The 6,629-nt window shown below is 70.6% G+C and carries 6 protein-coding genes; 2 read left to right on the forward strand and 4 right to left on the reverse strand.

What is annotated here, in order from left to right:
* The 4 genes from Q0C41_RS28615 to Q0C41_RS28630 all read right to left on the reverse strand — a co-directional run.
* Positions 1-633: homoserine kinase (locus Q0C41_RS28615; protein WP_367079320.1), on the reverse strand; the 633-nt coding region annotated here is incomplete at its 3' end.
* Positions 630-1,880: a homoserine dehydrogenase gene (locus Q0C41_RS28620; protein ID WP_291989953.1), complete on the reverse strand. Its 1,251-nt coding sequence runs from the start codon at positions 1,878-1,880 to the stop codon at positions 630-632. The genes Q0C41_RS28620 and Q0C41_RS28615, both read right to left, overlap by 4 nt.
* A 261-nt stretch (positions 1,881-2,141) precedes the next feature.
* On the reverse strand, positions 2,142-3,083 hold the full coding sequence (locus tag Q0C41_RS28625; protein ID WP_291989955.1) for a LysR family transcriptional regulator: 942 nt from the start codon (positions 3,081-3,083) through the stop codon (positions 2,142-2,144).
* 57 nt (positions 3,084-3,140) lie between these two features.
* Positions 3,141-3,374 carry a hypothetical protein gene (locus tag Q0C41_RS28630; protein ID WP_291989957.1) on the reverse strand — a complete coding sequence of 78 codons (234 nt, stop codon included), beginning with the start codon at positions 3,372-3,374 and terminating at the stop codon, positions 3,141-3,143.
* A gap of 281 nt (positions 3,375-3,655) precedes the next feature.
* Here Q0C41_RS28630 and Q0C41_RS28635 point away from each other — a divergent pair, with 281 nt between their 5' ends.
* On the forward strand, positions 3,656-4,933 hold the full coding sequence (locus Q0C41_RS28635) for a M20/M25/M40 family metallo-hydrolase (protein WP_291989959.1): 1,278 nt from the start codon (positions 3,656-3,658) through the stop codon (positions 4,931-4,933).
* A 184-nt stretch (positions 4,934-5,117) separates the two neighbouring features.
* On the forward strand, positions 5,118-6,233 hold the full coding sequence (locus tag Q0C41_RS28640; protein ID WP_291989961.1) for a D-alanyl-D-alanine carboxypeptidase family protein: 1,116 nt from the start codon (positions 5,118-5,120) through the stop codon (positions 6,231-6,233).
* Positions 6,234-6,629 lie beyond the last annotated feature (396 nt).

Genomic DNA, 6,629 nt, shown 5'->3' on the forward strand with positions numbered 1-6,629 from the left:
CGCCTGCAGCAGGAGCGCGGTCCGCTGCACGTTGTGGATGGCGTCGTGCCGCGACACCTGGGCCGGCAGCACGGCGCGCGCGGTCCTGGTCGGCAGAGCCAGGCCGGGCGTGGCGACCTCGAGCCGGACGCCGTCGGGCCAGGGCGCCGCGACCACGCAGACGTGCCCGCGCGCGTCGACGCAGCCGGCGACGAGGCCGCCGAGCGTGGCGGCCGTCACGTTGTCGGGATGTCCTTCGATGGCCGTGAGGACGTCGATGATCAGCGCGTCCGTCACGCCGTCGACGACGAAGGCCGCGAGGCGGCCCCCGGCGACGAGCGCGGCGGCGCTGCTGCCGAGCCCGGCGCAGGGAGGAATGTCGCAGGTCACCGTGACGTCGAGCGAGCGGCCCTCGCCGGCCGCGGTCCCGAGGGCCTGCGTCACGGCGCGGAATCCCGTGACGATGAGGTTGTCCCCCGGCGGGACGGTCCCGGCGAACCGGCAGCGCAGATCGCCGAGTCCGTCGTCGACGATGCTCGTGACGTCGGCGCGCAGGTACAGACCGAGCGCGAGGCCGAGTGCATCGAAGCCCGGGCCCAGATTCGACGTCGAGGCCGGGACGACGACGCTGCCGAGGGGACGCGCGACGCTCATGCGAGAACCGGCAGGCAGAGCGGCGGCGTGACGTGGAAGGGCAGCGTCGCGATCTCGGCGAGCGCCTGGCCCATGGCGGCCGTCGAACACGCTTCGAGCGTGATCACGAACGGCAGACGGTCCTTCGTGCCGCCCGGTTCCTGCAGGACCGCGTCGATGTTGATCGCATGCGCCGAGAAGATCGACGCCAGGCTCGCGATGATCCCGGGACGGTCGTGCACCACGAGGCGCAGGTAGTACGGCGCCATCTGCAGGTTGGTGACCGAGGACGGCGCGGTCGTGTTCGGCCAGGCCGCGGGGGCACCGCCCGCGCGGCGAGCGATCGCCAGCAGATCGGACACCACCGCGACGGCGGTGGGGAAGCCGCCGGCGCCGTAGCCTGCGAACGTGGTCTCCCGCCCGTAGGCGCCCCCCGCGACGATGAGGTTCTGGCTGCCGATGACGCGCGCGAGCGGCGAGGTGAGCGGCACCAGCGCCGGCCCGACGCGCGCTTCCACCTGACCGTCGGCGGCCGACACCCGCGACACTTGCCGGATGGTGGCCTGCAGCCGCCGCGCGTACACGAAGTCGTCGTCGCTGATCGTGCGGATGCTCTCGCACGGGACGTCGGCCGGGGCCAGGTCGAGGCCGAGGCCGACCCGCGCCAGGATGCACAGTTTGGCGCGCGCGTCGTAGCCCTCGAGGTCGTCGGTGGGATCGGCTTCGGCGAAGCCGGCCGCCTGCGCTTCCTGCAGCGCGACATCGAAGGCCAGCCCGGCCGATTCCATCCGCGTCAGGATGTAGTTGCAGGTGCCGTTGAGGATGCCCGAGACGCTGGTCAGGCGATCGCCCGCAATGCCTTCACGGAGCCCGCGCACCACGGGGATGCCGCCACCGACGGCGGCCTCGAACAGCAGATCGACGCCGCGCTCGGCGGCGCGCCCCAGCAGCGCCTGGCCGTGGGTGGCGATCAGCTGCTTGTTGGCGGTGACCACGGGGCGCCCGGCGTCGATCGCGCGTTCGTGCCAGGTGCGGGCGGGATCCAGTCCGCCGACGACCTCGACGATCACGTCCACATCGGCCTCGAGCACGTCGTCGATGCGATCGGTCCAGGTGACCGCGTCCGGCACCCACGCGACACGCTTGCGGGCGACGTCGCGATTGAAGATGTGCGAGAGCGTCAGCAGGCCATCGCTGCGCTCGACGATCAGGCGGGCCACGGCCTGACCCACCGTGCCGAAGCCGAGCAGTCCTACGGTCAATGCCATCACGGGAATTCTACATGCGATGTGGATATGCGCATGAGTGGATGGACAAGCTATGACAGGAGTCCGCGGCGCCGTGGCCCGACAAAAAGGGGCCGGACGGGTGCGAGTCGTCCAGCCCAAGGAGGGACGTGCGTACTGGCTTGTGGTGCGGCATGTGGCAGAGCACATGCTGCGCGCACACTACTGCTGATGCGGCCGCCGGTGGAAATAGAATGATGTTATCGAATGAGCGGGCGCGCCTTATGGGCGCACGAGCCGAGGTCAGGCGTGGACGTCGGGGCCGATGCGGTCGCGGCCAGGCGGCGGGATGACCCGCAGCCGCGGCTTGACGCGATCGAAGGACGCCAGCACTTCCTGGACCGCGCGCGGCACGCGGTTGGCGCGCACGTAGACCCACCCGGTCTCGCGAATCAGGGTCTGCCCGGTGATGCGGGCGCAGAAGAACTGGCCGGACGCCACCTCGCGGGCCACGCTCTGATACGAGATGATCGACAGCCCCAACCCGGCCCGCACCAGGGCCTTGATGATCTCGACGTTCTCGGTCTCGGTGACGATCTGCGGGACGATCTGGTTGCGCAGGAAGAACTCGTCGACGACCCGGCGCGTGTTCGACCCGGTCTCGAACAGCACGAACGGCTGGTCGCGGAGGTCGGCCGGCGTCACCCGGGCCTTGCTGGCCAGCGGGTGGTTGGGCGACGACACCACGAGCAACTCTTCCTGCAGGGCCGGCACGGTGACCAGGTCGGGGTCGCTGATCGGCAGTGTCAGGAGGGCGACGTCGGCCGTGCCCGAGCGCAGACCCGCCAGGCACTTGTCGGTGGCGCCCGCCGTGATCTTGATCTCGGCGTCGGGATGATGCTTGCGGAAGTCGCGGAGCAGGGCAGGGAAGACGTACAGGCTGACCGTCATGCCGCCCGCCAGCCGGACCGGGCCGATCAGGGACGCCTGCGTGTCGGTGATCCTGGCGACGGTGTCCTTCAGGTCCAGGAAGACCCGGTGGCTCAGTTGCAGCAGGGCCTCGCCCGCCGGGGTGATGCGGATGCGGCGGCCGATCCGGAGGAAGACGGCCTCGTTGAGTTCTTCCTCGAGCAGCAGGACCTGCCGACTGATCGCCGACTGCGAGACGTTGAGCTTCTCGCCGGCGGCGGTGAAGGAGCCGGTCTCGGCAATGGCCCGGATGATTTCGAGTTGGCGAAGGTCCATGCCTCGGGCGCGATGACGCGACCGGAGCGTACCACGGCGGGCCCTGGCGGACCGGCCCTAGCGAACGGCGGCGCGGTAGGCGGCGGCCGGCAGCGGTGCCGGCGACGGGGCGATCGGACCGCGGCGACGACGCGCCATCATGGCGTGGTTGCGGCGGTGACTCGCATCGCCGCACGTCACGGCCTTCTCTTCCACGTAGGTGACCACGCTGATGGTGCCGGCATCCCGATAGTGTCCGACCACACAGCCGCAGCCCAGCGTCTCGAACCCCAGCAATTTCACGATGCTCATGACCCTGCCCCTTGTCGTCCCGGCCCCGTTGCCCTGATGCGCGCAGCATCCGATTCTTAAGCATGAACCGTGCCGATGTCGTGGTGGCTGCCGGTTCGCCATCAACTCGCTGCAAAAGCGGCCACTTCCCGGCAGCATGCCAGTCCTGAGTGGCGGAATGGCGACGCTCGCATGACGGCCGTGCCACGTCCGGCGGCGATAAGGTTCACGAATCCGAATGTGCCCTGCGAAAACTTGGACTGCTTGTGCTCGGATATGGCCGTCGCATATACGTTGACGCCGTGCATACACGACTGACGGACCTTCGACAGATCACCCTGGCGTTGAGCGTCGCCTCCAGCGTCGGCGGCACGGCCGCGGCGCAGCAGGGCGCGGCCGACATCGGCCCGCGGTTGTTGCAGGCGCCGCCCGTGGCTGCCGCCGTCCGCCTCGCTGACAGCCTCGAACCCTGGGTCCTCGAGCAGCAGGTGGCCCTGTGCGAGGTGCCGGCGCCCCCGTTCGCCGAGAAGGCGCGCGCGCAGGTCTACCGGAAGGCCTTCCAGGCCCTGGGCCTCGCCAACGTACGCATCGACGCCGTCGGTAACGTCATCGGCGAGCGCCCCGGGACCGCCACCGGCCCGCACCTCGTCTACAGCGCCCATCTCGATACCGTGTTCCCGGCCGGGACACCGGTAAAGGTCACCCGGACCGGCACGCGCCTCCGAGGCCCCGGGATTACGGACGACTGCCGCGGTCTGGCCGTGCTGCTCGGCGTGGTCCGCGCCCTGCGGGACGCGAGGGTCGCCACGCCCGGGCGCATCACGTTCGTCGGCACGGTGGGGGAGGAGGGGCTGGGCGACCTGCGCGGCGTCAAGCACCTGTTCGGGCCGCAGGGCCTGGCCGGCATCGACCGGTTCGTCTCCATCGACGGCGCCGGGCTGGAGATCACCAACGGCGGCGTCGGCAGCAAACGGTACCGCGTCACCTTCAAGGGGCCGGGCGGGCACAGCTACGGGGCGTTCGGGCTGCCCAATCCCCTGCATGCCATGGGGCGCGCCATCGCCGCCATCGGCGCCCTCGAGGTGCCGACCACCCCGAAGACGACCTTCAACGTCGGGCGGGTCGGCGGGGGGACCTCGGTCAACTCCATCCCGTTCGAGGGCTGGATGGAGGTGGACCTGCGGTCCGAGGAGGCGGCGTCGCTGGCCGAACTCGACGCACGCGTCCGCAAGGCCATCGACGCGGCGGTGACGGCCGAGAACGCTCGCTGGCGGCACTCCGCCAAGGTGTCGGCGGAGGTGCGCCTGGTGGGAGACCGACCGGCTGGCCGGACTCCCGACACGTCCGACATCGTCCGGGCCGCGGGCTCGGTCCTGAGCGCCCTCCGACAGCGCGTCGTCCTGGACACGTCGTCCACCGACGCCAACGTGCCCATGGCTCGTGGGGTGCCGGCCATCACCATCGGCGGCGGTGGCACGGGCGAAGGCGCGCATTCCCTCGACGAATCGTTCGACACGGCCGGAGCGGTGGAGGGGCTGCGCCAGGCCATCCTGCTGGGCGTGGCGCTCGCGCAGCCCTGAGGCGCGGGAGCCCCGGGCGGGACCGTTTCGGGGCCATCCGGGCAGGCGGCGGGACACCGCGGGCGAGCGGCATGGATTTCGCGTGCGATCCGTGCAAGTGGTTGCAGCAACGACACCTGTAAAGCAATCTGCTAGACTGACGATGTTCCTGACAGAGGCCCCCGCTCTACCAAGGACTTCCTTGATGCTCCAGCTCGCCGGACTCCGATCGCTTCGTGCGGTCCTTCTGCTTGGTTTCTCGCTCGCCCTCGTCGGCGGGCCGGTCCTGGCCGAGGCCGCCGCTCCCCGCTCCCAGGGCAAAGCGGCGACCACGGCTGCGCAGAAGAAGAAGCCGACACGCTCGTCGACCCGCCGTGCGACCACGACGCGGCGCTCGGCGGCCACGCGTGCCCGGACGACCCGCTATTCCGCCTCGAAGTCCCGGCAGCGCCGCCTCGCCATGGCGCGCGCCCGTCAACTCGCCTACGCCCGGCAACTCGCCGTCATCCAGACGCCGCAGTTCAAGACCGGCGCCGACGGCCAGCTCATCCCTGACGTGCGTGCGGGGGCCGCGATCATCTACAACCCGGCGACGCACGAGGTGTTGTACGAGAGCAACGCCCAGACGCCGCGCTCGATTGCCAGCATCACGAAGGTGATGACGGCCGTGGCCTTCCTCGAGAACGAGGTCGACCTGACGCGCGAGGTCACGATTCATCCCGATGACCTGCGCGGGGCCTCCACCACCTATCTCCGCCGCCACGACCGCGCCACCATCCAGCAGCTGCTGCACCTGCTGCTGATCGGGTCGGACAACGTCGCGGCCCGCACGCTGGCCCGTGCCTCCCTCTACGGCCCGCTGGGGTTCGTCGAGCGGATGAACCAGAAGGCCGCCGAACTGGGCCTGTCCAACACGCGCTACTTCGATCCGTCGGGGTTGTACGCCGACAACATGTCGTCGGCCTTCGACATGGCGCGCCTGATTTCCTTTGCCGCCGGCGATGAGCGCATCGCCTCGATCATGCGGATGAAGGACTACACGTTCACGGCGCCGACCCGCACCGTGACGCTGCACAACACCAACCACCTCGTCGGCAGCGACGTCGACGTGCGCGGCGGCAAGACCGGATTCATCTCGAAGTCGGGCTACTGCCTCGCGACCCTGTTGCGCCTGCCGCAGGGCGACCAGGTGGCGGTCGTGGTCCTCGGCGCCAAGAGCAATCCGGCCCGGTTCTGGGAGACGCGTCATCTCGTCAACTGGCTCGCTCGCAAGACCCCCGGTCTGCTGGCCACCCAGACGCCGGACCAACAGCAGGACTAGTCCCCCCGCCTGCCGGGCCGGACCGCGGCCCGGCGCTGCCTGATTCACGTCCTCACGTCGGCGGTGCTGCCTGTGCACGACGGGGGCGGACGCCAGCACCACCGCAGATGCCCGCCGGCACACCCGGCCGGGCGTCGCACCGGTGCGTTACACTCGATCAGCGCCTCTCGTGCTGGTCCTCGAGGCGCCCCAGTTCCATGGCCAAATCACCCCGTCCTCGCAAGACTCCCCCCGCCGACCCGACACCCGCTGTGCCCCCGACCGACCCGGTCGCCCCTGCACAAGACACCCCCGCGACGCCGGATTCCGTCGAGCCACGCCCGGTCGAGCCCCCGGCCGCGGCGGACGCGTCCGCGCGTCCAGCCCCCCGCGCACGGGGCCGTGCCGCGACGCGCA

This window comes from Luteitalea sp. (genome assembly GCF_022842525.1).
Lineage (GTDB): Bacteria > Acidobacteriota > Vicinamibacteria > Vicinamibacterales > Vicinamibacteraceae > Luteitalea.

What these genes read in the sequence shown, in the direction of transcription:
- Q0C41_RS28620 (WP_291989953.1), bottom strand. Translation starts at nt 1,880, where the DNA reads ATGGCATTGACCGTAGGACTGCTCGGCTTCGGCACGGTGGGTCAGGCC.
- Q0C41_RS28625 (WP_291989955.1), bottom strand. Translation starts at nt 3,083, where the DNA reads ATGGACCTTCGCCAACTCGAAATCATCCGGGCCATTGCCGAGACCGGC.
- Q0C41_RS28630 (WP_291989957.1), bottom strand. Translation starts at nt 3,374, where the DNA reads ATGAGCATCGTGAAATTGCTGGGGTTCGAGACGCTGGGCTGCGGCTGT.
- Q0C41_RS28640 (WP_291989961.1), top strand. Translation starts at nt 5,118, where the DNA reads ATGCTCCAGCTCGCCGGACTCCGATCGCTTCGTGCGGTCCTTCTGCTT.